This is a genomic window from Mycobacterium sp. NTMscope_MAC_12 (assembly GCF_976985675.1).
This window is the reverse complement of the sequence record NZ_CDRJYY010000001.1, coordinates 3,891,955-3,915,747: the sequence shown is the minus strand read 5'-3', so window position 1 is coordinate 3,915,747 and position 23,793 is coordinate 3,891,955. Positions and strand designations below refer to the sequence as shown.

Genomic DNA, 23,793 nt, shown 5'->3' with positions numbered 1-23,793 from the left:
TCTCTGATACGGAGAAGCCGTTTCCGACGCTGGGCGGCTGCGGAGGAGGTCGACGATGAGCGTGCGGCGCTGTGACGGGATGGTGGCTCTCGTCACAGGAAGCAGCCGGGGCCTGGGCAAGGCGATTGCCGCGCGGCTGGCCGAACGCGGAGCCACGGTGGCGCTGACCGCCCGCACGATGGACCCCGACCCCAAATACCAAGGCTCGCTGAGCCAGACGCGCGACGAGATCGTGGCCGCCGGCGGGAAAGCCATTGCGGTGCAAGCGGATCTGTCCCAAGCCGAGGACCGCGAACGGCTTTTCGCCGAGGTGGCCGGCGCCGTCGGCGCACCGGACATGCTGGTGAACAACGCCGCCGTGACCTTCCTGCGGCCCCTCGACGGGTTTCCCGAGCGGCGCGCCCGGCTGATGATGGAGATGCACGTGCTCGGCCCGCTGCATCTGTGCCAGCTGGCCATCCCCGCGATGCGCGAGCGCGGGCGCGGCTGGATCCTGAACCTCACCTCGGTGGGCGGCGACCTGCCGGCCGGACCGCCGTTCTCCGAGTTCGACCGGACCGCAGGCTTCGGCATCTACGGGACGGCCAAGGCCGCGCTCAATCGGTTGACGAAAAGCCTTGCGGCAGAGCTGTACGACGACGGGATCGCCGTCAACGCCGCCGCCCCGTCCAACCCCGTCGCCACCCCCGGCGCCGGCACCCTCGACCTGGCCAAGACCGACACTGAAGACATCGCCCTGATCACCGAAACCGCGTTCCGGTTGTGCACGGGCGATCCCAAGACCCTGACCGGGCGCATCGCCCACACCCAGCCCTTCCTCGCCGAAGTCGGCTGGACCGCACCGGCGGGTTGATGGCCGAGCTCGATCTGGCGGAACTGCGCGCTCGCCTCGCCGATGCGGGCGTCACGGACGTCGCCCCACTGTCCGGGGGCGCCTCGAGCCTGACGTTCGGCGGCGACCTGGATGGCAGGCGCGTGGTGGTCAAGGTCGCTCCGCCGGGCGTGGAACCCGTCGCACATCGCGACGTGCTGCGCCAGGCGCGCGTCCTCAAAGCCCTTGCCGCGACCAGTGTTCCGGTTCCCGACGTGCTGCGGGAGGACCCGGGAAATCCCCCGGACGCGCCGCCGCTATATGTCATGTCCCGGGTCGACGGCGACTGTGTCGAACCACTCTTCGACGGATGCACGCCCTTGGACGGCCTGACTGACCGGTACCGGAATGCGTGCCGGGCCATGGCCGCGCTGCACCGCCTTTCGCCGAACGAGCTCGGGCTGGGCGATGAACCCGTCGTCGACCCGGTCGCCGAAGTCCACCGCTGGTCCGACACGCTGCGCACCGTCGACCCGGCGCTGGCGCCCGGCTGGCCGACGGTGCGCGACGCCCTATTGGATTGCGCGCCAGGCGCGATGGCGCCCCGCGTGGTACACGGCGACTTTCGGCTGGGCAATCTGCTCGCCACCGGGACGCGGGTCAACGCGGTCATCGATTGGGAGATCTGGTCGATCGGCGATCCGCGCATCGATGCGGGCTGGTTCCTGATCAACTGCGACCCGGACACCTACCGCAGGGTTCCGGTGCCGGACGGCACGGCGCCGCCGACCGCCGAACTCGCCGAGCTCTATCGGCGCGAGTTAGGTTGCGAGGTCCCCGATTTGGGCTGGTTCACCGCGTTGGCGTGCTACAAATCGGTGGCGACATGGTCGCTGATCGTCAAGCACAATCGCCGAAGGCGATCGCCGCGGGCCGAATTGGAAGCGATGGCAGCCACTTTGCCGCGGTTGCTGGCGCGCGCAGACTCGGTGCTGGACTGACGGGGTAGCTGATCAGCCGCAGTGGGCCCCGAGATTTTGGCAGACCATTCCGACACCGCCGCCGGTGGTCGACAGTTCGTTTTCATCATCGTCGAACGGGTTCGTCAACGTGGTCGGGAACTGGATCGGCCATTCGTCGATCGCCGGGATGTCGGGCTGCTGGCCGGGGTCCGGAGAAGCGAGCGCCGTGCCGGTGCCGCCGGTCAACGCTGCAAGGGTCATTGAACCCGCGACCAGTAGGCGAGCGCACCTGCGAGAAATCATCGCCACCTCTCCGTCATTCAGGCGAATACTGGAGATTGTCGAGACGCTACTGCCGATTCTACATTGCATAACAGTCACGAACGAGCAACAAATGTGGATTGCCGGCCAGCAAATTTCGTGTCCCGAACCGGACCCTGCGTACGGTTTCGTCCGTGAGGCCGGTAGCCAGCGTCGTCCGTCGTGCCATGGCTATCGCCGTTTGCCTCGCCATCTCGGTGATCGCGGCGCCCGCGGCCGATTCCGAACCCCAACTGGGCCCCGCTCCTCCCGACGCGGCGGCCCCGGGCGGGGGCGTGGTGCCCTCGAATCCCCCCGCGATCCTCAACACCCCTGACGGGTGGACCCTGGGAGTGGGCGCACGGGACGAAATGCAGGTTCCCGTGGCACCGTTGACCACCGCGATCTCGTCGCGCGAATACGTGTCCGGTGGCATCTTCGTCGGTTCGCTCAGAGGAGGATCCGAAGAGCCCCACGGCGTCCTCGAGGTGGGCTACCAGATCGGCTGCGGGATCGACATGAGCACCTCCAACGGTGTGATCATGGAGGGCGGCGCCGGCATCATCCCGGGTGTCACCCCGACCTTCGACACCACCGGCACGCTGCCGGCCCTGCTGCCATTCGTCTCGACGCCCATCAACGGCGCGATGAGCGTGGGACTCAAGCCCGGGCTGGTGATCGTGGTGCCGGTGATCAAGAAGCAGTTCAGGGGCGCGAATCCCTGGGTGATGATCAGCAATTTCCACGTCAAGATCGACGGCTGTGTGGGCCAGTCGTTCATCCGCTCCTATGCGGTGTTGACCCGCCAGACCGACCTCTCCGACGTGGTGCTGTCCTACGTGGGCGTCACGAAAGCGGTTTAGCCGCGGGGGATACCCGCTAGCTTGTCGGCGAACTTCGCCTCCGCCGCCGCGCGCAGCCGCAGCAAATGCTCGGAGGGAAACAGGTCGGGCGCGGGCTTGCGGTCCTTCAGCAACAGCCGGGCCAGCGTGACCTTGTGCACCTCGGTCGGACCGTCGGCCAGCCCGAGCACGAACGACTCCACCAGGTACTGCACGAAGGGCATCTCGTGGGTGGTGCCCAGCGACCCGTGCAACTGGAGCGCCCGCGAGGAGACGTCGTGCAGCACCTTCTGCATCATCGCCTTGACCGCCGAGATGTCGGCCCGGACGGCCTTGTAGTCGTTGAATTGATCGATCTTCCAAGCGGTTTGCAGGGTCAGCAGCCGGAAGGCCTCGATCTCCATCCACGAGTCCGCGACCATCTCCTGCACGAGTTGCTTGTTGGCCAGCACCTCGCCCTGGGTGTAGCGCGACGCCGCGCGCTCGCAGATCATGTCGAAGATGCGGCGGACCAACCCCACGGTGCGCATCGCGTGGTGAATGCGCCCGCCGCCCAGGCGGGTCTGCGCGACGACGAAGGCCCCGCCGCGCGGGCCCAACATGTGATCGGCTGGGACGCGCACGTTTTCGTAACGAACATAACCCTCGCGTCCGCCGCCCGGGGGCTGGTAGCCCAGTCCCACGTCGCGCAGCACGTTGATGCCGGGGGTGTCTCCGGGAACGACGAACATCGAGTAGCGCTCGTACGGCGGCGCGTCGGGGTCGGTCATCGCCATCACGATGAGGAATGACGCCATGGAGGCGAACGACGAGAACCACTTCTCCCCGTTGATGATCCAGTGATCACCGTCTTGCACCGCGGTGGTGCGAAACACCTTCGGGTCGGCGCCGCCCTGCGGCTCGGTCATCGAGAAACAGGAAATGATGCGGTTGTCCAGCAGCGGCTCGAGGTAGCGCGCCTTGAGCTCGGGTGTGCCGTAGTGCGCCAGGATTTCGCTGTTGCCGGAGTCGGGCGCTTGTGAGCCGAAGACGATCGGCGCGCATTCCGAACGCCCGAGAATCTCGTTGAGCAGCGCGAGTTTCACCTGGCCGTAGCCCGGACCGCCCAGGTGCGGGCCGAGGTGCGTGGCCCACAGCCCGCGCTCCTTGACGATCTCCTGCAGCGGCGGGATCAGCGCCTGGCGCACCGGATCGCCCAGGTCGTGAGACTCCTTGACAATCAGGTCGATCGGCTCGCATTCTTCACGGACGAAGCCTTCGACCCATTCCAGTTGCTCGGCCCATTCCGGGTCGGTGGAGAAGTCCCACGACATTCAGCGTCTCCTCTTGCTCTGTGCCACCACGCCGGAGTCGACGAGTTCGGCGATGGTGTGCGTGTTCAATCCGGCCTCGCGCAGCAGCGCTTGCGTATGGTCGCCCGGCAGCGCGGGGGCCGACGGCGTAGCCGGGCGCGTGCGGGAGAAGCGCGGCGCCGGGGCGGGCTGGGTGATGCCGTCGAGTTCGACGAAGGTCTGCCGCGCGACGTGGTGCGGATGCCGCGGCGCCTCGGACAGCGAAAGCACCGGCGTTGCACAGCATCCCGGCGTGTCGAGGATCCGCTCCCACTCGTCGCGGGGTTTCTCGGCGAAACGGGCGGCCAGCGTGGCGCGGTGCGCGGCCCAGGCGGCCGGCGCGTCGTCGTCATGGGGCACGGTGACGCCGAGGCGATCGCACAGTTCGGCGTAGAACTTCGGCTCCATGGCGCCGACGGCGACGTGACCGCCGTCGGCCGTGGCGTAGACGCCGTAGAAGTGCGCGGCGCCGTCGAGCAGGTTGGCTTCGCGTTCGTCGCGCCAGGTGCCGGCCGGCAGCATGCCGAAGTAGGGCGCCAACAGCGCCGCCACGCCGTCGACCATCGCCACGTCGAGCACCTGACCCACACCGGACTCGCGCGCCTCGAGGATCGCGCTGAGCAAGCCGACCGCCAAAAGCATTCCGCCGCCGCCATAGTCGCCGATCAGATTCAGCGGCGGGACCGGCGATTCGGCGGTGCCGATGGCGTGCGACGCGCCCGTGAGGGCCAGGTAGTTGATGTCGTGACCGGCGTGACCGGCCAGCGGGCCGTCTTGCCCGTACCCGGTCATGCGGGCGTAGACCAGGCGCGGGTTGCGCTCGGTCAGCGCGTCCGGCCCGATGCCCAGGCGTTCGGCCACTCCCGGGCGGTACACGTCGACGAAGGCGTCGGCGCCGGCGGCCAAACGGTGAACCAGGTCCCGGCCACGGGGATCCTTCACGTCGGCGGCCAGTGACCGCTGGCCGCGGCGGACCGTGTAGTCGATCGGCAGCGGGCCGTCGACGCCGGCCAGGGCGTCGACGCGGATGACGTCGGCGCCCAAGTCGCCCAACAGCATTCCGCAAAACGGTGCCGGCCCCAGCCCGCCCATCATGACGATGCGGACGCCGCGCAGGGGTCCGGTCATGAGGACCACTTCTTGCGGCGTTCGGCCGCCTCGTCGGTCGCGTGAGTGATCACCTGATTGCGGTTCTCCAGTTCCAGCGCCGACTCGAAGCTCGCGGCGTCGGTGTTGACCTGCAGGGCTCGCTTGGTCAGTTGCGCTCCGAGCGGGGCGTGGCCTGCGATCAACGAGGCCAACTCCACCGCGCGGCCGGCCAGTGCGTTTGGCTCGACGACCTCGCTGACCAGCCCGCGCCGATCGGCTTCGGCGGCCGACACCGTGCGGCCGGTGAGCATCCAATCGGCGGCCACGCTGGTGCCGACGATGCGCGGCAGGTGATAGCTCATGCCCATCTCGGCGCCCGAGAGCCCCAGCAGGATCGCGGCATTGCCGAAAGTAGCGGCGGCCGAGCAGATTCGGATGTCCGCGGCCAGGCATAGCGCCAGGCCCGCACCGACACAGGGCCCGTTGACGGCGGCGATGACGGGCTGCGGCACGGCACGCACCGCCTCGGCGAGGGCGGCCATCCTCTCCTGCAAGCGCATCCGCTCCAGCGCCGGCGCGGTGGCCTCGGGCATCGACGGCCCGAAGTCGCGCACGTCGATGCCCGCGCAAAACCCGCGTCCGGCGCCGGTCAGCACCACGGCGCGCACCGCGGCGTCGCCGGCCAAATCCGCGAGGAGAGCACGCAATTCGGTCTGCATCGCCTCGTTGATGGCGTTGAGCCGCTGCGGGCGATTCAGACGCAGGACGGCGACACCGTCGGCGGGCCGGTCGAGTTCCAGCGTGGCGGGCATGGTCACACCCGCTCGATGATCGTCGCCGTGCCCATCCCGCCGCCGGTGCACATGGTCACCAGTCCCGTTGTCAGATCGCGACGTTCAAGTTCATCGAGGACCGTGCCGATCAGCATGGCGCCGGTGGCGCCGATCGGGTGACCGAGGGCGATCGCGCCGCCGTTGACGTTGACCACGTCGGGATCGATGTCGAGATCGCGCATCGTCTTGAGCGGGACCGCGGCGAAGGCCTCGTTGATCTCCCACAGATCGATGTCGGCCGCGGTCATGCCGGCGCGTTCCAGGCATCGCTGGGCCGCGGGGGCGGGCGCGGTGAGCATGATGATCGGTTCGCTGCCGATGGCCGCCGTGGCCCGGATCTGCGCCCGCGGGGTCGCCCGGTGGGTGTGCATCCAGTTGGAGGAGGCGAGGAGCACGGCGGCGGCGCCGTCGACCACGCCGGACGAATTGCCCGCGTGGTGCACGTGTTCGATGTGGTCGAGGCCGGGATAGCGCTCGAGGCAGATCTCGTCGAACGTGCGTTGCTCGCCGTCGGCGCGGGCGGTTCCCATCGCCTCGAAGGCCGGCTTGAGGCGCGACAGCGTCTCGGCGGTGGTGCCCGGGCGGGGGTGCTCGTCGCGCTCCACGCGGCCGTCGGGGGTGGTCACGTCGACCAGGGAACGATCGAAGCGCCGCTCCTCGATGGCCACCGCGGCGCGGCTCTGGCTCTGCGCGGCGTAGGCGTCGACGACCTCGCGGCCGAATCCCTCCAGCGTGGCGATCAGATCGGCCGAAATGCCTTGCGGGACGGTCGGGTACGCCGCACGAAGATCGGGGTTGTTGCCGTCGATCGTCGGGACTCCGGCCGTCACCCCCCACCGCGACATCGACTCGACGCCGCCGGCGATCACCAAATCCTCACTGCCGGCGGCGATGCCCGACGCCGCGACGGTGACGGCCTGCTGGCCCGACCCGCAGAACCGGCTCAACGTCATCCCCGGCACGGCCTCCGGCCAGCCCGCCAACAGGACCGACAGGCGGGCGATGTCGTCGCCGTGGTCCCCGCTGAGGATGCCGTTCCCGGCGATCACGTCATCGACGTCGACCGGATCGAAGTCGGCCCGTTCCGCCAACGCGGTGAGGCAGCGGGCGAACAGGGCCTGCGGGTGAACCGCGTGCAGTCCACCGTCCGGGCGGCCCCGCCCGCGGGGCGTGCGTACCGCGTCGAGAATCCAGGCGTCGATGGCGGACTCCGATCGTCGTGGGTCGGCTCAGGTCACCAGCGATCGTAATTCGTCTCTCGGGTGTGGAGAACCACCTTCTCCGAATTGGCGAAGCTATTTTCGCGAGGGCGCGGGCAATCGGCACTGTCGTGGCGGGGCGTGACCAAGAGGCGGATGTTGCGCCAGCGCCGCCGCGAGCGTAAAGCCCTTGGGCCGCGGCGCTATTCGCGACGCGACGCATCGGCGTGCATAAGCGGGCGTTTAGCGGGTAGCCGGGCGCCATGACCACGATCGGATACTTTCTCAGCTGCGAGCAATTCGGCCCCAAGGAGCTCATCGACCAGGCCAAGCGTGCCGAGGACGCCGGCTTCGACGCGCTGTGGATCTCTGACCACTATCACCCCTGGAACGACGAGCAGGGCCAAAGCCCGTTCGTGTGGGGAGTGATCGGTGCCCTGTCGGAGGCGACGTCGCTTCCCGTCAGCACCGCCGTCACCTGCCCGACCGTGCGGATCCACCCGGCGATCATTGCGCAGGCGTCGGCGACCGCGGCGGTGCAACTCGAAGGGCGCTTCGTGCTGGGAGTGGGCAGCGGTGAGGCCCTCAACGAGCACATTCTGGGCGATCCATGGCCGTCCGCCGGTGTGCGCCTCGAGATGCTGGAGGAGGCGGTCGACGTCATCCGCAAGCTGCACCAGGGTGGCGAGGTGAGTCACCACGGAAAGCATTACGAGGTGCAGGAAGCGCGGGTCTATACGAGGCCCGAGCAGCCGGTACCGATCTACGTCTCCGCGTTCGGGCCCCAGGCCGTGGAGCTGGCCGCGCGCATCGGCGACGGGTACAGCATCGCCATGCCCGACGGCGAGCTGGTCAAGCAATTCCGGGAGGCCGGCGGCGGCGACAAGCCGGTGCAGGCGGGCACCAAGGTCTGCTGGGATCATGACCCCGATGCCGCGCTGAAGACGGCGCATCGGTTGTGGGGCAATGAGGGGTTGCCCGGCCAGACCTCCCAGATCCTGCCGCGGCCCAAGGATTTTGCCGCCCTCATGTCGCTGGTGCCACCGGAGACGGTCGCCGAGAGCGTCGCCTGCGGCCCGGATCCCGAGAAGCACATCGCGCAGGTGCGCCAGTACATCGACGCCGACATCGACGAGATCTACGTGCAGCAGATCGGTCCCGACATGGACGGGTTCTTCGCGGCATGGCAGCAAGCCGTGTTGCCCGAGCTGCGCGGCGAAACCGGCTGAACCTCAGTCGAACGGCGGGCCGTCGAATCGATCACGGGTGATGAACTCCACGACCGGCCGGCGCCGCAGCTTCCTCAGCTGCCGGACCGGTTTGCCGAGCGGCACCACCGCGGCGACCGCGTGTTGATCGGGGATCCCCAGCAGCCCGCGGACGTCGTCTTCGGCCGCGATGGCCATCGTCGTGATGGTGCCGCAGTAGCCCTCGCTGCGCGCGGCAAGCAAGATGTTCCAAATCAGGGGATAAACCGAGGCCCCGCCGGCGATGCCCACGCGGTCCAGGCCTTGATCGAGGGCGGCGACGACGGTCAGATCCACCGAAACCACCAGGACGACAGGCGCTTTCGCGATCGGCGCGACGAACGTGTCGGGGATCTGAGTCTCGTCGATGACGTCTTGCGGCACGCCGCTGGGATGGATTGAGTTCCAGGGGTTTTCCCCCGCCTGCAGCTGCGCGAAGTAACGGCGTGCGGCGGGCATCCCGAGTTCGGCCAGCCGGCGCCGTACCGTCGCGTCACGGACCACGGTGACGTGGGCGCCCTGCCGGTTGCCGCCGCTGGGAGCGAAGCGGGCGTTGTCGAAGATGCGCTGCAGCACCTCGTCGGGCAACGGATCGTCGGTGAATTCCCTTGCGGCGAACGTCGTTCGCATCACGTCGTACAGGTGCATGCCGGGGTGGCTCATCAACTCCCCGACGCGCACCGCTCCAGGCGGAAGGTGCGCTCGAACCCGGCCGGCTGCGTCGTCAGCGTCACTTCTACCGCCCCGCTGGGGGCGATGACGTAGCGCTCCTCGACGTCGGGGCCGTCCCGCCCTTCCGCCCAGCGGCCGACCGGCTGACGCCCGAGGTCATCCCGGTCGTGCAGGGCCGGGTCGAACGGAAACAGCACCGGGTCATACGGCGTGACGTCGCCGTCGGGCCGCCCGTTGACCAGGCGGCTGCATTCCACGAACCGGAAGTGCCCGATGTTGTGCGCCGCGCGATATCTGCGCTTCACCACCAGCGGGGATCGGCCGTCGTCCGGGAGCGAGACGTCCTTGGACACGATCGGGTCGAAGACGACCCCGGCGCCGGCTTCGGCCTCCCGGAAGACGCCGAAGTTTCTCGAAAAGCGTTCGGAGAGCGCGAAACCCGATTCCTTGTCGAGGAAGACGGCAAGGCCGATGGCCGTGGCGGCGAAGGGGTGCGGGGAGCGCTTGACCCGCTTCTCGCCGAAAGTGTTGCGCAGCATCCGCGACACCAGCGGGAAACCGCCCGCGCCCCCGACGACGTAGATGCCCGCCACCTCCGAGAGGTCCACGTCCTTGCGGCCGCCGGCCGGGTCACGCAGGACCCGGTCGAGCAGCTCCATCGTCTGATCGACCAGCGGCGCACACACCGTGTAGACGTCGTCGATGGGGCAGGAGAACGGGGGACGATCGACGGGGGAGAGGTCCACCAGGAAGCGTCGCGTCTGCGGCCCGACCGCCTCCTTGCGGGTGGCGCATTCCTCGGCGAGCAGGTCGCGTGTGGCGGCGTCGATGCTGGGCAGGCCGGCGCCGGCCAGCACCAGCTCGACGATCGCCTCGTCGAAGTCGTCGCCGCCCAGGCGCTGGATGCCCTCGCTGATGACGACCTCGTTCGCGTGCCCGGTCATCTTGAGCAGCGAGGCGTCGAACGTGCCGCCGCCGAGGTCGTAGATGAGGACGTGTTCGCGTTTGGCGGTGATGGTGGAGCGGTACCGATGGGCGTATTCCAGGCTGGCCGCGGACGGCTCGTTGAGCAGGGCGACGACGCGGAAGCCCGCGGCGACGTAGGCATCCAGGGTGAGGAGGCGCTGGGCGCTCGAGGCGTTGGCCGGCACGCTGATCGCGGCTTCGATCGGTTCGCCGGTGGACAGGGTGGCGTTGGAGTGCCGCTGCAGGTCGGTTTTGAGTTGGGCCAGGAAGCCGGTGAGCAGATCGGCGAGGCGGTAGTCGCGGCCGGCCAGGTTGACCTCGGTCTGCGGGCCGGCGTCGTTGAGCAGACGCTTGAACGAGCGCAGCACCGACCACCCCGGATCGTGCCGGACGGCGGCGGCGTCGGCGCCGTAGCGCAACTCGCCGTCGGCATTTGCCGCGATGATCGACGGCCACGCGTCCACGCCGTCGAAGGAGACGACGGGATAGTTGCCTCGGTCGACGGCCGCGACGACGGTGTGGGTGGTGCCAAAGTCGATGCCGACTCTCATCGCGCAAGTTTAGAACCGCGCCGCGGGCTTGGGCACGACCTTTTCGTTCGGCGCGTCCGGCGCCCGTGATCTAGTACAGCGCGCGCACGGCGTCGATGGTGTCGGCCTCGGCGGGGCCCTTGTCGTCGCGGTACCGCACCACGCGGGCGAACCGCAGCGCCAGCCCACCGGGGTAGCGCGACGATTTCTGCACGCCGTCCATGGCCACCTCGACCACCTGCTCGGGTCTTACGTGCACGACGTAGCCGTCCGTCCCGCCGATCGCCAGTTCGCTGAACCGGGTCGTCTGCCAGTCCAGCATGGCGTCGGTCATGCCCTTGAAAGTCTTTCCCACCATGATGAATTCGCCCGTGGCCGGGTCGCGGGCGCCCAGATGGATATTGGAGAGCTTGCCGCGGCGGCGCCCCGACCCCCACTCCACGGCGAGCACCACCAGGTCCAGGGTGTGCACCGGCTTGACCTTCAGCCAGCCCGCCCCGCGGCGACCGGCCTGATACGGAGCGTCCGGCGCCTTGGCCATCACGCCTTCGTGGCCGGCGGCCAGCGTCGCGTCCAGGAAGGCGCCCGCCTCCACGGGGTCGGACGTGAGCAGCCGATCGACCCGCTGCGCGGGCGGCACCAGCGCGTCGAGGGCGGCCAGCCGGTCGGTGGTCGGCGCGTCGAGCAGGTCAACGCCGTCGCGGTGCAGGATGTCGAAAAAGAACACCGAAAGTGGTTGCGCGGCAACGGCCGCGGCGACATCGACCGAGCGGCCGAACCGAGAGGCGGTGACCTGGAAGCGCTGCGGCCGGTTGTCCGGCCGCAGCGCGATCGCCTCGCCGTCGGCGATGAGGTCGTCCACCGGCAGCACCAGCGTCGCCTCTACCACCTCGGGAAGCCGGGCGGTGACATCGTCGAGGCTTCGGGTGTAGACGGTGACCTGGTCGCCCGCGCGGTGAATCTGTACTCGCGCCCCGTCCAGCTTGGCTTCGAAAATCGCCCGCCCGCCGTGGCGTTCGATCGCCTCGGCCACGCTCGGCGTGGTCTGCGCCAGCATGGGGCCGACCGGCCGGCCGACCCGCAGGGTGAAGGCCTCCAAGGCGGCGGGTTCGCCGGACAGGGCCGCCGCGGCGACCGCGGGCAGGTCGCCGCCCAGCATCGCGGCCCGCTGCACCGCGGGGGCGGGGAGCCCGGCGGCCTTGGCCACGGCGTCGGCCATGATTCCGGCCAGCGCGCCCTGGCGCAGTTCGCCGCCGAGCAGCCGCAGCAGGAACGTCTGCTCGGTTTCGGTGGCGGCGGCGAACAACGCGGCCAGGAGCGCGGCCCGGCGGGCCTGCGCGCCCTTGCCGGACACGACGCCGATCTCGGAGAAGGTGGCGTCGACGCCGCACACGGTCAGCGTGGCGATACCGGCCGGCGGCGGGCGCGAACGCAACGCCGCCCAACCGACCCCGATCTGGCGTTGCCGCAACTCGCCGGACAGCCAGGACACGACAATCGCGACCAGGGCGGCATCGGGTGCGGCCCGCGCCAGCAGGTCGGCGATATGGGCGACTTTTCTCAGCCGCGACGACGTGCTTCCGACGTCGGTTGACGCCTTAGCCACGTCGAGGAGGAGCACGGTTGCCAGCTTGGCATGGCTCGGTGACAAGCGTCCGGAGCGGACACGCTAGCGTGCCTACGTAACGTTACAGATTGCATGGATTCTGACAAGCCTACAAATGGGAGGTCCGGATGGAGATCAAAGGGAAGAAGGTCGTCGTCATCGGCGGCGCGTCGGGAATGGGTCGGGCCAGCGCCGAGCTGCTGCACGATCGCGGCGCGGATGTCGCGGTGCTCGACCGCGAAGGCTCCGACGGTAAGACGGTGGCCGACGGCATCGGCGGCACCTTCTACCCCGTCGACGTCACCGACTTCACCGGCACCGAGGAGACCCTGCAGTCCGCGGTCGACAAGCTCGGCGGGCTGCATGTCGTGATCACCACCGCCGGTGGCGGTATCGCCAAGCGGACGCTGACCAAGTCCGGCCCGCACGACCTCGAATCCTTCCAGTCGGTGATCGACCTCAACCTCATCGCCACCTTCAACATCAGCCGGCTGGCCGCCGCGCACATGGCGAAGAACGAGCCCGAAGACCCCGACACCGGGGAGCGCGGCGTCATCATCAACACCGCGTCGATCGCGGCCTTCGAAGGCCAGATCGGGCAGGTCGCCTACACCGCCGCCAAGGCGGGGATCGCCGGCATGTGCCTGACCATGGCCCGTGACCTGGGTTCGGTGGGCATCCGGGTGCTGGGGATCGCCCCGAGCCTGTTCGCGACGGGCCTGACCCAGGGCATCCCGGATGAATTCGCGGCGGCGCTGACCAAGGACGCGGCCTTCCCGAAGCGTCTGGGCCGTCCCGAGGAGTACGCCAAGCTGGTGGCCGCCATCGTGGACAACCCGATGCTCAACGGCCAGTGCCTGCGGCTGGACGCCGGGCAGCGGTTCGCGCCCAAGTAGACGCCCCCCGCCGGGGCCCTCCCCGCATTAAGTACACTCTTTAGCCAGCCGCCCCGCTTCCCCTCGAAGCGGGGCAGGCACCCAGCTTCAGCTCCGCGGGGCCGCGCAGCGGTCCGAGGGGGAGCGGGGCAATCACCCGGCTGGCATGCGGCGCGAGGAGGGCCCTCATGGGTATCGCATTAACCGACGACCATCGTGAACTCGCCGAGGTGGCTCGCGGGTTCTTGACCGCGCAGAAGGCGCGCTGGGCGGCGCGGTCGCTGCTCGACGCCACCGACGAGCCCCGGCCCGGATTCTGGCAGAACCTGGTCGAATTGGGCTGGCTCGGCCTGCACGTCGACGAAGAGTACGGCGGCTCCGGCTACGGGCTGCCCGAACTGGTGGTGGTGATCGAAGAACTCGGTCGCGCGGTAGCGCCCGGGCCCTTCGTGCCGACGGTGATCGCGTCGGCGGTGATCGCCAAAGACGGTGCGGCCGAACAGAAGTCGCGACTCCTGCCCGGCCTGATCGACGGAACGGTCACCGCGGGCGTTGGCCTAAGCGGCGAGGTGCGGATCGACAACGGCGTCGCGACCGGTGAGGCCGGAATCGTGTTGGGAGCCGGGCTCGCCGAGCTGCTGATGATCGCCGCCGGCGACGACGTGCTCGTGCTCGAGCGCGACCGCGACGGCGTTTCGGTCGAGGTGCCGGAAAACTTCGATCCGACACGGCGATCCGGGCGGGTTCGCCTGCAGGACGTGCGGGTGGCCGACGGCGACATCTTGTCGGGAGCGCGGCAATCGGCGCTGGCCCGGGCGCGAACCCTGCTGGCCGCCGAGGCGGTGGGCGGTGCGTCCGACTGCGTCGATGCGGCCGTCGACTACGCCAAGGTGCGCCAGCAATTCGGGCGCACCATCGCCACATTCCAAGCGGTCAAACATCACTGCGCCAACATGCTGGTCGGTGCGGAGTCCGGGATCGCCGCCGTCTGGGACGCCGCCCGCGCGGCCGGCGAGGACACCTCGGAGGACGAAACGCAGTTCCGCCTGATCGCCGCGACGGCCGCGGCGCTGGCGTTCCCGGCTTACGTCCGCAACGCCGAACTCAACATCCAGGTGCACGGCGGCATCGGCTTCACCTGGGAACACGACGCGCACCTGCACCTGCGGCGTGCCGTCGTGACCACGGCGCTGTTCGGTGGTGACGCGCCGGCGGCCGACGTCTTCGAGCGCACCGCCGCCGGCGCCGTCCGCGAAAACAGCCTCGACCTGCCGCCTGAAGCCGAAGAGCTCCGCGCCGGCGTGCGCGCCGACGCCGCCGAGATCGCCGCCCTGGACAAGGACGCCCAGCGCGACAAGCTGATCGAGACCGGCTACGTGATGCCGCACTGGCCCAAGCCATGGGGACGCGCGGCCGACGCCGTCGAGCAACTGGTCATCGAGGAGGAGTTCCGCGCGGCCGGTATCAAGCGGCCCGACTACGGAATCACCGGCTGGGTGATCCTGACCCTCATCCAGCACGGAACGCCTTGGCAGATCGAACGATTCGTGGAGAAGGCGCTGCGCAAGGACGAAATCTGGTGCCAGCTGTTCTCCGAGCCCGACGCCGGCTCGGACGCGGCGTCCATCAAGACGCGCGCCACTCGGGTCGACGGTGGCTGGAAGATCAACGGCCAGAAGGTGTGGACCAGCGGTGCGCACTACTGCGCGCGCGGCCTGGCCACCGTGCGCACCGACCCCGACGCCCCCAAGCACGCCGGCATCACCACGGTGATCGTCGACATGAAAGCGCCCGAGGTGGAGGTGCGGCCGCTGCGACAGATCACCGGTGGCTCGGACTTCAACGAGGTCTTCTTCAATGACCTGTTCGTGCCCGACGAGGACGTTGTCGGGGAGCCCAACTCCGGCTGGACGGTCGCCCGCGCCACGCTGGGCAACGAGCGGGTCAGCATCGGTGGCAGCGGGTCGTTCTACGAGGGGCTGGCCGCGCAACTGGTGCAGCTGACCCAGGAACGACCGGATCGGTTGGCGGGCGGGCACGTTCGGGTCGGGAACTATCTCGCCGGCGAGACCGCGCTGCGCCTGCTGAACCTACGGCGCGCCGCGCGCAGCGTCGAGGGGACGGGCCCGGGCCCCGAGGGCAACGTCACCAAGCTGAAGCTGGCCGAGCACATGGTGGAAGGCGCCGCGATCATGGCGGCGCTACTGGGTCCCGAGGTCACACTGCTCGACGGGCCCGGCGCCCTGGCCGGCCGGCTCATGATGGGAGCCCGCGGCATGGCGATCGCCGGCGGCACCTCGGAGGTGACCCGCAATCAGATCGCCGAGCGGATCCTCGGCATGCCGCGCGACCCGCTGATCAACTAGCCTGCGCTGATATCAAACCGGCGCGAACTGCGGCGCACCGGCGCCGCTCCGCTCCGCCCGGAGGGCGACCGGCATCCCGCAGGTCACCGAATCGGGTTCGCAGCCAACGATATTGGCCGCCACCCGCAGGCCACTCTGTTCGGCCAGCTCCACGATGGCGATGACGTAGGGGGTGGGGATCTCCGGGTTGTACGGGTGGTGGTTGACCGTGTAGGTGAACACCGTGCCGCGCCCGGACACCGCGCGCGCGACCAACGAGGCCCCGCACTCGCGGCATTCGCCGCTCGCCGGATGGACCCAGCGCGCGCAGTCGTCGCAGTACTCGATGAGCAGCGCCCCGTCTGACACGACGAATACAGTACACTCAATTGATTCGACGCGGCGACGGTGTGGTCTGACGGGCGGTGTACATGACGCATTTCGAAAAAGACGCGATCTTGTCCGGCATCGGGATCTCGCGGATCGGCCGTCGCACCGGCACTCCGGGCCTGGAGCTGACCATGGAGGCGGTGCGCGCGGCCATCGAGGACGCGGGATTAACCGCGACCGACATCGACGGCATCGCCACGCTGGGCGACACACCCGCTGAGGACGTCAACGCCCAACTGCGGATCGAGGCAGCGGATTGCGGGTCCGGGTTCGGCACCGGCGGACTGCTGTCGCCCGTGATGTCGGCCTGCCGCGCGGTCGCCGAACGCCGCGCCCGGCACGTGGTGGTGTACCGGACGATTCAAATGCTCGGCGGCACCGTCCCGGTCAAGCAGGAGAAGAACGCTCCCGCCCCTCCCTTGGCGCGGATGTTCGAGACACCCGAAGGCGAGCCGAAGCCCGCCGTCGGCGCGATGGACGACGTCAACGATCTGGTTGCGGCGCAGGCCTATTCGGCCGCCAACTGGCTGGCGCTCAATTGCCGTCGCCACATGGAGCTGTACGGGACCACCAAGGAGCAGCTCGGGTGGGTGGCCCTCAACGGCAGGCGCAACGCCGCGCTGAATCCCCTTGCGGTGTACCGCGACCCGATGACGATGGCCGACTACCTGGGGGCGCGGCCGGTCTCCACCCCGCTGGGGCTGCTGGACTGCGACGTCCCGATCGACGGCTCGATCGCGGTGGTGGTGTCCCACGCGGAGTACGGCGCCGACTGTCCGCACCGCGCGGTGCGGGTGGAGGCGATCGGCGGATCCGACGGCGCCGGTGGCTGGTTTCACCGCGACGATTACCCGAAGATGGCGATGTCGGACGCCACGGCGCAGATGTGGTCGCGGACGCAGCTGCGGCCCGCCGATCTCGACATCGCCCAGTTGTACGACGGATTCACCTATCTCACGCTGGCGTGGCTGGAAGCCCTCGGTGTGTGTGGGGACGGCGAGGCCGGGCCCTTCGTCGAAGGCGGCGCGCGGATCGCCCGCGACGGCATGCTGCCGCTGAACACCTACGGCGGCCAACTCTCGGCGGGGCGCATGCACGGCTACTGGGCGTTGCACGAGGGGTGCCTGCAACTGCGCGGCGACGCGGGGGAGCGGCAGGTCGCCCGCCGCCCGGAGGTCGGCGTCGTTTCCGTCGGCGGTGGGCCCGTCGCGGGGTGCATGCTGCTCACCTGTTGAGCGTGTGATTGAGCTCAAATGAGTGAGGACCTGAAGGCCGGCCAGGCCGACAAACTGGCGTCGATCCTCGCCCGCGACATCGAGGCGGACATCGTCCGCCGCGGCTGGGCCGTCGGCGAATCGCTGGGATCCGAACTCGCCCTGCAACAACGCTTCGGCGTGAGCCGATCGGTGCTGCGCGAGGCCGTTCGCCTGGTCGAGCACCACCAGGTCGCACGGATGCGGCGCGGCCCCAACGGCGGGCTGTACATCTGTGAGCCCGACGCCGGGCCCGCCACCCGCGCCGTCGTCATCTATCTCGAATATCTGGGCACGACGCTGGGCGGTCTGCTCAACGCGCGACTGGTGCTCGAGCCGTTGGCGGCCTCGCTCGCCGCCGAGCGCATCGACGAAGCCGGCATCGCCCGGCTGCGGGCCGTGTTAGACGCCGAGGAAAAGTGGAAGCCGGGCTTGCCGGCGCCGCGCGACGAGTTCCACATCGCGCTGGCCGAGCAATCGAAAAATCCCGTGCTGCAACTGTTTATCGACGTCCTGATGCGGCTCACCACGCGCTACGCGCTGGCGTCGCGAACGGACTCGGCGACCGAGGCCATCGAGGCGGTCGAACACCTGCACGCCCACCACTCCAAGATCGTCGCCGCCGTCACGGCCGGTGATTCCGCGCGCGCCAAGACGCTGTCCGAGCGACACGTCGAGGCGGTGACGGGCTGGCTGCAACGGCACCATCCCGGCGACAGGGTCCGCGGGCGTAGGCGGCGGCGTCTCGATTCCGAGGTGCCCCGCGGCAAGCTGGCCGAGATGCTGGCCGTCACCATCGGCGACGACATCGCCGCCAGCGGCTGGCACGTCGGGTCGGTCTTCGGCACCGAGGCGGCCCTGCTGGAGCGCTACCGGGTGAGCCGCGCGGTGTTCCGCGAGGCGGTGCGCCTGCTCGAATACCACTCGATCGCCCACATGCGCCGCGGACCCGGCGGCGGACTCGTCATCGCCGAACCCGCTGCCCAGGCCAGCATCGACACGATCGCTTTGTACCTGCAGTACCGCGACCCGAGCCGCGAAGACCTACGGGGCGTCCGCGACGCCATCGAGATCGACAACGTCGCCAAGGTCGCCAAGCGGCTCGACGAGCCCGAGGTGGCGGCATTCCTCGCCACGCATCGGTCACGGCTGCCGGACGCCGCGCAGCCGACGCCTGACGACGTCCGGCGGGCGATCGCGGAGGAGTTCAATTTTCACGTCGGGTTGGCGCAGCTAGCCGGCAACGCGCTGCTCGACCTGTTCCTCCGGATCATCGTCGAGTTGTTCCGCCGGCATTGGTCGAGCACCGGGCAGGCGCTGCCCACCTGGTCGGACGTGCTGGCCGTGCACCACGCTCACTTGCGCATTGTCGAGGCGGTGGAGGCCGCCGACGAGAGCGTCGCCTGCTATCGCCTCCGCCGTCACCTCGATGCCGCCGCCTCCTGGTGGCTGTGATCGCGCCGCCCGATGTCGCCCCCCCCCGCGGGTGTGCGCGCAAATGTGATCTGTTGCGCGGCATAGCGAAGGCCCGTCTTGGGTACTGGAAGGGGGGATGGGCGACAGCCGATCCAGCAGGGGGTTGGCGCAAGTGATCGAAAGCGAGAGCGCTGAAGTGACGGCGGATACCGAAACCAGACAATACGGTTTCGTCCACTCCGCACTGATTTATCACTCTCAGCAGGAGTTTTTGGACTTGGTGGGCCGCTTCGTCGGCGACGGTTTGGCGTCAGGCGAGGCGGTGCTGCTCGCCGTGCCTCCCGAGACCCTGGCCCTGCTGCAGGGCGAGTTGTACGACGGCGAGGCGTTGCCCGCCGACGTGTATATGACCGACGTCACCGAGGCCGCCCGGAACCCGAGCCGGTTCATGGCGATGGAGGGCGCGTTCATCGACGAGCACCCGGATCGGCGGGTGCGGATCGTCAGCCAGCTCGCGTGGCCGGGCCGCACCGAGGAGGAGTTCGTCGCCTGCATCGAGCACGAAGCGCTGGTCAACACGGCGATGGACGCATACCCGGCGACAAGTCTGTGCCTCTACGACGCGAGCGCGATCGGCGACCAAGTCCTGATGGATGCGCGGGCGACGCACCCGTTGTTGTGGAAAAGCGGTGCGCTGCACCGCAGCCCGGACTACGCGCCGAACGAAGTGCTGCAGCGTTGCAACCAGCCGTTGGCCGCGAATCCCGGCGCCGTCACCTACATGGTGAGGAAGTCAGCGGATCTTCGGCCCGCCCGCTCGTTCGCCGTCGACTATGCGGGGTGGATGGGGCTTTCCCAGGAGTGCATCGAGGATCTGCAGTTGGTCGCCACCGAGTTGGCCACCAATAGCCTGATGTACACCGGGGGCGCCTGCCGGTTGGCCTTCTGGAAAGACGACGGATATCTGGTGTGCGAGGCCCGCGACACCGGACAGCTCGACGATCCGCTGGTGGGCCGCCTCGACCCGGGTCCGTGCGGCCCCGCCAGCCGCGGCCTGTACTTGGTCAACGCCATTTCGGATTTGGTGCGCACGCACACCACGAGGACCGGTACGACGATTCAGGCGTATCTGCGCTTCGAGTCGGCGGCCAGTCCGGCGGGGTAACAAGCGACCCGCCGGCAAGGGGATCCAGCGGGTCGCTTGTCGTCATCGGTTACAGGCCGAGGCCCCCGGTGATCCCGCCGATGATCCCGCCGACCGTTCCTCCGAGGGTGCCGCCGAGCGTGCCGCCGGTAGTGCCGCCGCCGACCCCGGCGGTGGTCCCCGTCACCAAGCACCCGGTAGGCGCGAACAACACCACGACAAATCCGGCGGTCGCCGCGGCGGCTTTAATGGCCTTCTTTGTCTTCATTGAGTTCACAACGGGATCCTTTCTCGCGGGAGGTGTGACGGCGCGTACACCGCGCTGCAGAACGGATGTTATAACGGTTATTAGACGTACGTAAAGAGTTAATTTGTTTCGTAGAAAGGTCCCGGCTATGGTGCCCGGGATCATGTCAATAGCGCAGCGCCACAACGTCATTGGGGGCGAAGCCACACCGCGACCGCCATCGATTAATGGCAGAATATGTCGATTGGACGCCATTAATTCGCGTCGCAGTTGTGACGTGCGAGTAGTACGAAGTCGGTCGCGAATTAGTGTGTCATCCGGGATATCCGGACGAAATGCAAGCGACCGCTGGATGCCGCCGACAATGCAGCGGCCCAGCGGGGCCGCTTGTCAAAAGGCTTAAAGGCCGAGGCTTCCTATGAGTCCGCCGATGCCGCCCACACCGGACCCGCCGGCTCCGCCGATGAGGCCCGAGCCTCCGGCGCCGCCGGTGACCGTCGTCGCGCATCCCGGTACGGCTAACACCGCGGCCAGCCCGACGGCCGCGACGGCAGTTTTGAGGGTCTTCTTGGTGCCTTCCGCCTTCATGATCGTGCCTTTCGTGTGAGGGGCGCATGGCCCGATGTCTGCACCACACGTGTTCAATAACCGTTGTTGTACGCACGTAAACCAAAAAATCCGATCTATTTTCTATATTTTTTTGTACGGTCGTATGGGAGTTGCAGGAGCGGCGCGAAGGGGTCTATTGTCGTCGCTCATGCGTCTTCTCGCGCGTTTCGTAGTAGCTAGCACCCGCAGCGGGGTCTGAACCGGACCGACCCCCCGCTGTAGGTCGGAAGCTACTGCCGTCGGTCGCACCAGCTGACTAGAGAAGACCGGCACCATGACTTTTCCCGAGCGGAATCAGCTCCAACATCTCGACCGGGCCACCGCGTGGTTTGGCAATCGCTTCGGCGTCTCGTTGCCCCGCGGTCTGCGAGAGCAGGCCGATGCCATGCCCTGGGAGGCATTCGTCGCGGCCTACGGACGCGGCACCGGACCCCTGCGGCTAGGCCAATGGGAGTGCACCGACGCCTCGAGACCTGGCCCGCAGGCGCGCAACTTCCGGGCGGTGATCGCCCTGGGCGATCGCATCAGCACGGCAACCGCCGCCGCCGGCGGCCCGATTGCGGCCCTGACCGCGATGCTGCACGAGCGCGGAGTCACCGTCGAAATCGTGAAGTTCCATCAGATGCAATCACCCACCGGCACAGCCACTTTCATCCGCGGCAGCAACGGTGCCCGCGCCGAGTGGGCGATGGGCCTCTCGGACGATCCGACGCAGTCGGCGCTGCGCGCGGTCATCGCCTGCGCCAACCGGTTGCTCGCGGTCGACTGATGCCGCGCGTGCCGCGCAACCAACTAGGGGAGTTTCATTTGCGCTAGCGCCGGTGGTAGCGCAAATGAAACCCGGCCTCTACCGCGACGGCGGTGAAGGTGGCACGCCGTCGAGGACGTTCTACAGCGGGCGCAGCACGATCGGCATGCCGTCCATCGGAATCGGCATGCCGCCGTAGTCCCAGCGCGGCTGGTAACCCGGCCGGGCCAGCTCGACGCGGTAGCGGCGCAGCAGCCGGTGCACCACGGTCTTGACCTCCAGCTGACCGAACACCATGCCGATGCACTTGTGCGCACCGCCGCCGAACGGCGCGAAGGCGTAGCGGTGATTCTTGTGCTCCGAGCGTGGCTCGGCGAACCGCTCGGGATCGAATTTGTCTGGCTCCGTCCACAATTCGGGCAGCCGGTGATTCATGCCGGGCCAGATGGTGATGTTGGTTCCGGCCGGGATGTAATGGCCCAGCAGCTCGGTGTCGCGCACCGCCATCCGCATGTTGAACGGCAGTGGCGTCACCATGCGCAGCGACTCGTTCATGATCAGTTCGAGCGTTTCCAGCTTCTCCAGCGACTCGATGTCGAGTGGCCCGTCACCAAGCCGGGCCGACTCCTCGCGCGCCCGCTCCTGCCACTCCGGGTTGGCGGCCATGTTGTAGACCATCGTGGTGGTCGTCGACGTGGAGGTGTCGTGGGCGGCCATCATCAAGAAGATCATGTGGTTGACGATGTCTTCGTCGGTGAAGCTGTTGCCGTCGTCGTCCTCGGTGTGGCACAACACCGTGAGCATGTCGTTGCCGGTGGCGTTGCGGCGCTCCTTGACGCGCTCATTGAAGTAGTCCTCGAGCAGCTGGCGGGCGCGCAGACCGCGCCACCACTTGAACGGCGGGATCGGCTGCCGGATGATCGCCCCACCGGCCCGGGTCGTGGTGGTGAACGCCTGGTTGACCTTGGTGACGAGGTCGTGGTCGGACCCCGGCTCGTGCCCCATGAACACCAAGGACGCGATGTCGAGGGTGAGTTCCTTCATCGCCGGGTGGAACAGGAATCGCGCATCGTTGGTCGGCCAGCTGGCGACGATGTCGGTCGCGACGCGGTCGATGTGCTCGACGTAACCGGTCAGGCGGCTACGGGTGAACGCCTCCTGCATGATCCGCCGGTGGTACATGTGCTCGTCGAAGTCCAGCATCATCAGCCCGCGGTTGAAGAACGGCCCGATCACCGGGTGCCAACCCTTCTGCGAGAAGTCCTTGTTGCGGTTGGAGAACACGGCCTGGGTGGCGTCGGGCCCCAGCGCCGTGACCGCGGGCATGATCGGCGAGTCCAGGTAGATCAGCGGACCCTTGTTGCGGTAGAGGTACAACGCATAGTCCGGGCCGCCGCGGAACAGTTCGATGATGTGGCCGAGGATCGGGAGCCCGGCATCGCCCATCACGGGCTTGAGGTCGCTGCCGGCGGGCGGTTCCGCCAGGACTTTGGTGTCCCATTCGTGGGCGAGCAGACGCTTCTCGATCGCCCCCATGCCCGGGATGGTGTTGAGCGTCGGGGTGAATCGGCGCCGCGCCTGATCCAGCAGGTAGTGCGGAGTGCTGATGGTGGCGGTCATAGACGCTCCTTTAGCGTGCCCTCGGGGTGACAGCGGTCACTGTTTAATACCTTCGCTGAAAAACTTGACGGCTGTCAAGTTTGCTTTTTACGCGGCGTGGTGCAAGGTCAGGGAGTGAGCAGCCACCCCGCCAATCCGGAGCCGGGCGCACGTCGGCGTGGCGACAAGCAACGCCAGGCGATCGTGGAGGCCGTGCGCGAACTGCTGCAGGAAAAGCCGTTCGCCGAGTTGTCGGTCAGCACGATCAGCCTGCGGGCCGGGGTGGCCCGATCCGGCTTCTACTTCTATTTCGACTCCAAGTACGCGGTGCTGGCACAGCTGATGGCCGAGGCCACCGAAGAGCTCGAGGAACTCACGCAGTACTTCGCGCCGCGCCAGGCGGGCGAGTCGCCCGAGGAGTTCGCCAAACGGATGGTCGGCAGCGCCGCCGCCGTCTACGAGCACAACGATCCGGTGGTGACCGCCTGCAACGAGGCCCGCCACACCGACGTCGAGATCCGCGATCTGCTCGACCAGCAATTCGAGGTGGTGCTGGCGCAGATCGTCGCCATCGTCGAGGCCGAGATGAAGGCCGGGACCGCCCGACCGATCAGCGACGATCTTCCGACGCTGATCCGCACCCTGACCGGTACCACCGCGCTGGTGTTGACCGGCGACCCGATTCTGACCGGATCCGACAGCGATCGTGACCGACGGGTACGCGTGCTCGAGCAGTTGTGGCTGCACGCGCTGTGGGCCGGTCGTCCCTAGAGCCGGTC

23 protein-coding genes are annotated in these 23,793 nt (G+C 68.4%); 11 read left to right on the top strand and 12 right to left on the bottom strand.

Annotation, left to right across the window (positions count from 1 at the left end; all coding sequences use genetic code 11):
* The first annotated feature begins 55 nt into the window (after positions 1 to 55).
* A complete protein-coding gene (locus tag AC0KS4_RS17995; protein ID WP_225326487.1) occupies positions 56 to 853 on the top strand; it encodes an SDR family NAD(P)-dependent oxidoreductase in 798 nt (265 codons plus the stop codon).
* Positions 853 to 1,812, top strand: a complete 960-nt coding sequence (locus tag AC0KS4_RS17990) for a phosphotransferase family protein (protein ID WP_238956575.1) — start codon at positions 853 to 855, stop codon at positions 1,810 to 1,812. Before AC0KS4_RS17995 ends, AC0KS4_RS17990 begins: the two co-directional genes overlap by 1 nt.
* Before the next feature lie 12 nt (positions 1,813 to 1,824).
* Here AC0KS4_RS17990 and AC0KS4_RS17985 read toward each other — a convergent pair whose 3' ends face one another.
* Complete coding sequence (locus AC0KS4_RS17985) at positions 1,825 to 2,019, bottom strand: hypothetical protein (RefSeq protein WP_225326489.1); 195 nt, start codon at positions 2,017 to 2,019, stop codon at positions 1,825 to 1,827.
* Between the two features lie 242 nt (positions 2,020 to 2,261).
* Between AC0KS4_RS17985 and AC0KS4_RS17980 the strand changes: the two genes are divergently transcribed.
* Complete coding sequence (locus AC0KS4_RS17980) at positions 2,262 to 2,936, top strand: MspA family porin (RefSeq protein WP_225326490.1); 675 nt, start codon at positions 2,262 to 2,264, stop codon at positions 2,934 to 2,936.
* Here the strand turns inward: AC0KS4_RS17980 and AC0KS4_RS17975 are convergent.
* From AC0KS4_RS17975 to AC0KS4_RS17960, 4 genes are read right to left on the bottom strand one after another with little or no spacing between them, the layout of a single operon-like run.
* Positions 2,933 to 4,228: an acyl-CoA dehydrogenase family protein gene (locus AC0KS4_RS17975; RefSeq protein ID WP_225326491.1), complete on the bottom strand. Its 1,296-nt coding sequence runs from the start codon at positions 4,226 to 4,228 to the stop codon at positions 2,933 to 2,935. The two genes, AC0KS4_RS17980 and AC0KS4_RS17975, sit on opposite strands and share 4 nt — an antisense overlap.
* Positions 4,229 to 5,374, bottom strand: coding sequence for a CaiB/BaiF CoA transferase family protein (locus tag AC0KS4_RS17970; protein WP_238956574.1), 1,146 nt, complete (start codon positions 5,372 to 5,374; stop codon positions 4,229 to 4,231).
* The gene (locus tag AC0KS4_RS17965) at positions 5,371 to 6,153 is read right to left on the bottom strand and encodes an enoyl-CoA hydratase/isomerase family protein (RefSeq protein WP_238956573.1); all 783 of its coding nucleotides are present in this window, start codon (positions 6,151 to 6,153) and stop codon (positions 5,371 to 5,373) included. Before AC0KS4_RS17965 ends, AC0KS4_RS17970 begins: the two co-directional genes overlap by 4 nt.
* Positions 6,150 to 7,358, bottom strand: coding sequence for an acetyl-CoA C-acetyltransferase (locus AC0KS4_RS17960; protein ID WP_225326585.1), 1,209 nt, complete (start codon positions 7,356 to 7,358; stop codon positions 6,150 to 6,152). The genes AC0KS4_RS17965 and AC0KS4_RS17960 overlap by 4 nt, the downstream gene beginning before the upstream one ends.
* A 272-nt stretch (positions 7,359 to 7,630) precedes the next feature.
* On the opposite strand from AC0KS4_RS17960, the gene AC0KS4_RS17955 reads away from it, so the two are divergent.
* Positions 7,631 to 8,596, top strand: a complete 966-nt coding sequence (locus AC0KS4_RS17955; RefSeq protein WP_225326494.1) for an LLM class F420-dependent oxidoreductase — start codon at positions 7,631 to 7,633, stop codon at positions 8,594 to 8,596.
* A gap of 3 nt (positions 8,597 to 8,599) precedes the next feature.
* On the opposite strand, the gene AC0KS4_RS17950 is transcribed toward AC0KS4_RS17955, so the two are convergent.
* The 3 genes from AC0KS4_RS17950 to AC0KS4_RS17940 form a co-directional block, all read right to left on the bottom strand.
* Positions 8,600 to 9,262 carry a nitroreductase family protein gene (locus tag AC0KS4_RS17950; protein WP_472408546.1) on the bottom strand — a complete coding sequence of 221 codons (663 nt, stop codon included), beginning with the start codon at positions 9,260 to 9,262 and terminating at the stop codon, positions 8,600 to 8,602.
* A gap of 14 nt (positions 9,263 to 9,276) precedes the next feature.
* Positions 9,277 to 10,803 carry an Hsp70 family protein gene (locus tag AC0KS4_RS17945; RefSeq protein WP_472408521.1) on the bottom strand — a complete coding sequence of 509 codons (1,527 nt, stop codon included), beginning with the start codon at positions 10,801 to 10,803 and terminating at the stop codon, positions 9,277 to 9,279.
* A 70-nt stretch (positions 10,804 to 10,873) separates the two neighbouring features.
* Entirely contained in the window at positions 10,874 to 12,403 is a 1,530-nt protein-coding gene (locus AC0KS4_RS17940; protein WP_225326496.1) for an ATP-dependent DNA ligase, read from the bottom strand.
* Positions 12,404 to 12,516: 113 nt separating this feature from the next.
* Between AC0KS4_RS17940 and AC0KS4_RS17935 the strand changes: the two genes are divergently transcribed.
* Both AC0KS4_RS17935 and AC0KS4_RS17930 read left to right on the top strand, forming a co-directional pair.
* Positions 12,517 to 13,284: an SDR family NAD(P)-dependent oxidoreductase gene (locus AC0KS4_RS17935; RefSeq protein WP_225326497.1), complete on the top strand. Its 768-nt coding sequence runs from the start codon at positions 12,517 to 12,519 to the stop codon at positions 13,282 to 13,284.
* Between the two features lie 167 nt (positions 13,285 to 13,451).
* Positions 13,452 to 15,629, top strand: a complete 2,178-nt coding sequence (locus AC0KS4_RS17930; protein WP_238956571.1) for an acyl-CoA dehydrogenase — start codon at positions 13,452 to 13,454, stop codon at positions 15,627 to 15,629.
* Between the two features lie 12 nt (positions 15,630 to 15,641).
* Here the strand turns inward: AC0KS4_RS17930 and AC0KS4_RS17925 are convergent, their stop codons facing one another.
* Positions 15,642 to 15,977 carry a Zn-ribbon domain-containing OB-fold protein gene (locus tag AC0KS4_RS17925; protein ID WP_238956570.1) on the bottom strand — a complete coding sequence of 112 codons (336 nt, stop codon included), beginning with the start codon at positions 15,975 to 15,977 and terminating at the stop codon, positions 15,642 to 15,644.
* Between the two features lie 62 nt (positions 15,978 to 16,039).
* Here AC0KS4_RS17925 and AC0KS4_RS17920 point away from each other — a divergent pair, with 62 nt between their 5' ends.
* The 3 genes from AC0KS4_RS17920 to AC0KS4_RS17910 all read left to right on the top strand — a co-directional run bounded on the left by AC0KS4_RS17920 (position 16,040) and on the right by AC0KS4_RS17910 (position 19,832).
* Complete coding sequence (locus AC0KS4_RS17920) at positions 16,040 to 17,233, top strand: thiolase family protein (protein ID WP_238956569.1); 1,194 nt, start codon at positions 16,040 to 16,042, stop codon at positions 17,231 to 17,233.
* Positions 17,234 to 17,251: 18 nt separating this feature from the next.
* Positions 17,252 to 18,706 (top strand): FadR/GntR family transcriptional regulator, encoded by a 1,455-nt coding sequence (locus AC0KS4_RS17915; protein ID WP_238956568.1) that lies wholly within the window; start codon positions 17,252 to 17,254, stop codon positions 18,704 to 18,706.
* Between the two features lie 133 nt (positions 18,707 to 18,839).
* Entirely contained in the window at positions 18,840 to 19,832 is a 993-nt protein-coding gene (locus tag AC0KS4_RS17910; protein ID WP_225324343.1) for a sensor histidine kinase, read from the top strand.
* 49 nt (positions 19,833 to 19,881) lie between these two features.
* Here the strand turns inward: AC0KS4_RS17910 and AC0KS4_RS17905 are convergent, their stop codons facing one another.
* Both AC0KS4_RS17905 and AC0KS4_RS17900 read right to left on the bottom strand, forming a co-directional pair.
* A complete protein-coding gene (locus tag AC0KS4_RS17905; protein ID WP_225326502.1) occupies positions 19,882 to 20,088 on the bottom strand; it encodes a hypothetical protein in 207 nt (68 codons plus the stop codon).
* A 369-nt stretch (positions 20,089 to 20,457) separates the two neighbouring features.
* The gene (locus AC0KS4_RS17900; protein ID WP_225326503.1) at positions 20,458 to 20,646 is read right to left on the bottom strand and encodes a hypothetical protein; all 189 of its coding nucleotides are present in this window, start codon (positions 20,644 to 20,646) and stop codon (positions 20,458 to 20,460) included.
* Positions 20,647 to 20,941: 295 nt separating this feature from the next.
* On the opposite strand from AC0KS4_RS17900, the gene AC0KS4_RS17895 reads away from it, so the two are divergent.
* Positions 20,942 to 21,436, top strand: a complete 495-nt coding sequence (locus tag AC0KS4_RS17895) for a 2-isopropylmalate synthase (RefSeq protein ID WP_225326504.1) — start codon at positions 20,942 to 20,944, stop codon at positions 21,434 to 21,436.
* A gap of 120 nt (positions 21,437 to 21,556) precedes the next feature.
* On the opposite strand, the gene AC0KS4_RS17890 is transcribed toward AC0KS4_RS17895, so the two are convergent.
* Positions 21,557 to 23,035: a cytochrome P450 gene (locus AC0KS4_RS17890; RefSeq protein WP_225326505.1), complete on the bottom strand. Its 1,479-nt coding sequence runs from the start codon at positions 23,033 to 23,035 to the stop codon at positions 21,557 to 21,559.
* A gap of 114 nt (positions 23,036 to 23,149) precedes the next feature.
* On the opposite strand from AC0KS4_RS17890, the gene AC0KS4_RS17885 reads away from it, so the two are divergent.
* Entirely contained in the window at positions 23,150 to 23,785 is a 636-nt protein-coding gene (locus AC0KS4_RS17885; protein ID WP_225326506.1) for a TetR/AcrR family transcriptional regulator, read from the top strand.
* Positions 23,786 to 23,793: the final 8 nt, after the last annotated feature.

What these genes read in the sequence shown, in the direction of transcription:
- AC0KS4_RS17995 (WP_225326487.1), top strand. Translation starts at nt 56, where the DNA reads ATGAGCGTGCGGCGCTGTGACGGGATGGTGGCTCTCGTCACAGGAAGC.
- AC0KS4_RS17990 (WP_238956575.1), top strand. Translation starts at nt 853, where the DNA reads ATGGCCGAGCTCGATCTGGCGGAACTGCGCGCTCGCCTCGCCGATGCG.
- AC0KS4_RS17980 (WP_225326490.1), top strand. Translation starts at nt 2,262, where the DNA reads ATGGCTATCGCCGTTTGCCTCGCCATCTCGGTGATCGCGGCGCCCGCG.
- AC0KS4_RS17975 (WP_225326491.1), bottom strand. Translation starts at nt 4,228, where the DNA reads ATGTCGTGGGACTTCTCCACCGACCCGGAATGGGCCGAGCAACTGGAA.
- AC0KS4_RS17970 (WP_238956574.1), bottom strand. Translation starts at nt 5,374, where the DNA reads ATGACCGGACCCCTGCGCGGCGTCCGCATCGTCATGATGGGCGGGCTG.
- AC0KS4_RS17955 (WP_225326494.1), top strand. Translation starts at nt 7,631, where the DNA reads ATGACCACGATCGGATACTTTCTCAGCTGCGAGCAATTCGGCCCCAAG.
- AC0KS4_RS17950 (WP_472408546.1), bottom strand. Translation starts at nt 9,262, where the DNA reads ATGCACCTGTACGACGTGATGCGAACGACGTTCGCCGCAAGGGAATTC.
- AC0KS4_RS17945 (WP_472408521.1), bottom strand. Translation starts at nt 10,803, where the DNA reads ATGAGAGTCGGCATCGACTTTGGCACCACCCACACCGTCGTCGCGGCC.
- AC0KS4_RS17935 (WP_225326497.1), top strand. Translation starts at nt 12,517, where the DNA reads ATGGAGATCAAAGGGAAGAAGGTCGTCGTCATCGGCGGCGCGTCGGGA.
- AC0KS4_RS17930 (WP_238956571.1), top strand. Translation starts at nt 13,452, where the DNA reads ATGGGTATCGCATTAACCGACGACCATCGTGAACTCGCCGAGGTGGCT.
- AC0KS4_RS17920 (WP_238956569.1), top strand. Translation starts at nt 16,040, where the DNA reads ATGACGCATTTCGAAAAAGACGCGATCTTGTCCGGCATCGGGATCTCG.
- AC0KS4_RS17915 (WP_238956568.1), top strand. Translation starts at nt 17,252, where the DNA reads ATGAGTGAGGACCTGAAGGCCGGCCAGGCCGACAAACTGGCGTCGATC.
- AC0KS4_RS17900 (WP_225326503.1), bottom strand. Translation starts at nt 20,646, where the DNA reads ATGAAGGCGGAAGGCACCAAGAAGACCCTCAAAACTGCCGTCGCGGCC.
- AC0KS4_RS17895 (WP_225326504.1), top strand. Translation starts at nt 20,942, where the DNA reads ATGACTTTTCCCGAGCGGAATCAGCTCCAACATCTCGACCGGGCCACC.
- AC0KS4_RS17890 (WP_225326505.1), bottom strand. Translation starts at nt 23,035, where the DNA reads ATGACCGCCACCATCAGCACTCCGCACTACCTGCTGGATCAGGCGCGG.